This window comes from Marisediminitalea sp. (assembly GCF_984433645.1).
In genome coordinates, this window is sequence record NZ_CFIDRX010000292.1 from 1 (window position 1) to 2,461 (window position 2,461).

At 51.6% G+C, this 2,461-nt stretch carries 5 protein-coding genes; 4 read left to right on the top strand and 1 reads right to left on the bottom strand.

The window, feature by feature from the left end; all coding sequences use genetic code 11:
• On the bottom strand, positions 1–279 hold a 279-nt coding region (locus AC4MRN_RS20455; RefSeq protein ID WP_491204367.1), incomplete at its 3' end, for an anthrone oxygenase family protein.
• Positions 280–518: 239 nt separating this feature from the next.
• Here AC4MRN_RS20455 and AC4MRN_RS20460 point away from each other — a divergent pair.
• The 4 genes from AC4MRN_RS20460 to AC4MRN_RS20475 form a co-directional block, all read left to right on the top strand.
• Entirely contained in the window at positions 519–995 is a 477-nt protein-coding gene (locus AC4MRN_RS20460) for a YHS domain-containing (seleno)protein (protein WP_073319880.1), read from the top strand.
• Positions 996–1,001: 6 nt separating this feature from the next.
• Entirely contained in the window at positions 1,002–1,319 is a 318-nt protein-coding gene (locus tag AC4MRN_RS20465) for a thioredoxin family protein (protein WP_073319877.1), read from the top strand.
• Positions 1,320–1,338: 19 nt separating this feature from the next.
• The gene (locus AC4MRN_RS20470) at positions 1,339–1,623 is read left to right on the top strand and encodes a BufA1 family periplasmic bufferin-type metallophore (protein WP_073319875.1); all 285 of its coding nucleotides are present in this window, start codon (positions 1,339–1,341) and stop codon (positions 1,621–1,623) included.
• 38 nt (positions 1,624–1,661) lie between these two features.
• A partial coding sequence (locus tag AC4MRN_RS20475) for an MbnB/TglH/ChrH family RiPP precursor modification enzyme (RefSeq protein ID WP_491204368.1) occupies positions 1,662–2,461 on the top strand: 800 nt, incomplete at its 3' end.

Sequence of the window (2,461 nt, forward strand, 5' to 3'; positions counted from 1 at the left end):
TATAAGCGTGACCAGAAAAGTGCCAGCGAAGAAGATTAGCCCGGCAAGATAATCATTTGAGCGCGTAACCACCAATACCACCGCGGTAAGGGCTGAGCCGAAAAAACACAGGTAAAAAAGTGGGTTCAGGATTGCCTGGTTGATTCGCACCATGGTTTCTGCGCCCTGTTCCGATTGCCTCAAAGCAGCCATAACGGTGCAAGAAAAGATAAAGTAAATCCCCGTCATTATGAGCATACTCAGTTTGCCGAGTGTGGTTAGCACAGTGAATACAAGCATGGGTTCGCCTCCTGGTTGTTGCTATTTGTATTGTCCATGCCTGTGTTTGTGCGCGCGTCACAATGCGTTCATATCCTTTGACCAAACGTTCGAAATACGGTTTGGACGTTCCGGTTGTTTTTGAAGTGTTTCAGTTGCCTTTCGATGCGTTCAATTTCTTACCTTATATCACAGGGAAGGCAAACAGCCTCTCCCACCACTACCCAGCCGATATTCGGCGTCAAAATGAGGAAAGAGCAATGAAAGTACTAAACGCGTTAAAACTGGCCGGCCTTGCTGGCTCACTGTTATTCAGCAGCCTGTCGTTTGCTTCGGCAGTCAACCTGGGCGAAAACGATGTAGCCATTCACGGCTATGACCCGGTTGCTTACTTTGTGAAACACAAAGCTGTGGAAGGTTCAGCAAAATACACCGCAACCTATGACGGCGCTATTTACCGCTTCTCAAGCGCGAAAAACCGCGACCTGTTTAAAGCCGATGCCGAGCACTATGCCCCACAATTTGGTGGTTACTGTGCAATGGGTGTGGCGCTGAACAAAAAGCTGGATGTGGATCCGGATGCGTTCTACATCAAAGACGACAAACTGTATCTGAACCTGAACAAAGCCGTTCAGAAAAAATGGATGGAAGACGTGCCGGGTAACCTGAAAACCGCTTACCGCGTATGGGATGGCATTGAAAGCCTGTCTGTTGAAGCGACCAACGCTGAGGACTAATCCGATATGGAAACCGAGCTAAAAGGCATTTTGTCGAATGGCCATGAATACCCGGAGCAGGTGGTGATGTTGTGGTTCACCGCCTCCTGGTGCGGCCCCTGCAAGCAGCTTGCGCCCATCATTAACTTGCTGGAGCAGGCTCACAAGGATTCACTGCGGATCATTAAAGTGGATGCAGATGAAGAGCATGGGTTAGCCCAAATGCTGGGGGTACGGGCTGTGCCGACGCTGATCCTGATGGATCGCACCAAACGACTGGACACACACGTTGGTTTGTCGAACTACGGCGAACTCAACAAGTGGGTGTCTTATCACCTGAATTAAAGACGTATAGGAAATCACCATGAATCAGAAACAAAAAATTGCAGCCGCTGCACTGGCAATGGCATTAGCAACCGCCGTGTCTGCACCGGCGCAGGCCGCAGGCAAAGAAAAGTGCTACGGCATTTCAGCCGCCGGTCAAAACGACTGCGGTAACCTGGCGGGCACCCATTCCTGCGCAGGGCAAAGCACCGTAGATAACGACCCGGGTGAGTGGAAACTGGTGGCAAAGGGCACCTGTGAATCGCTGGGCGGCATGTTGAAAGCAGAAGCTAAAAAGCGTTACGACGCTGCGAAACAAGGCTAAGCCAGGGCGTTTCGTTAAATGAGCAAAAGGAGAAGATGATGTCTGCGATTTCGCAACACTATGAGCGTGTAGAAAACACCAGGGTAGGTGTGGGCCTGCGTCACGAGCATTATGCCGAGGCGTTGGCGCAGACATCTCACTCCGTGGATTTTTTAGAGATACACGCCGAAAACTTTTTCGCCGAAGGCGGCGTGATCCCCGCGTTTTTGGACGCACTGGCCGAGCAGTATCCGCTTAGCATTCACGGCACGGCGATGGGACTCGGTTCGGCAAATGGCATTGATACAGGCTATTTAAAACACTTTTGTGCATTGGTAAACCGGGTGGATCCCATTCTGGTGTCAGATCACGCCTGCTTTACCTGGGGGCACGCAGCCAATCAGTCTCTGCATGCCGGCGACCTGTTGCCCCTGACTTACGACCAGGCTTCGCTGGACATCCTGGTGAACAACATTGACCGGGTTCAGCAAGCATTGGGGAGGCAGTTGCTTATTGAAAACATTGTGAGCTATGTGAACCACCGCAGTGACCCGATGCAGGAAGCGGAATTTCTGGCACAGGCTGCGACTTTGACCGGCTGTGGCTTGCTGGTGGATTTGAACAATGTGCTGGTGAACGGGCAGAACTTTTATCCGGGCAACACAGCGCAGTACGCGCTTAACTGGTTAAAAACACTGCCTGCTAAAGCCGTCCGGGAAATTCATCTTGCCGGCAGTAGTGCGGTAGCACCTGGCGAACTGGTTATCGACGATCACGCTCAGCCGGTATCCCATGCGTGCTGGGAATTGTTTCAACAGGCCATTCACCTGTTTCCCGGCGCGACTACGTTAATTGAGTG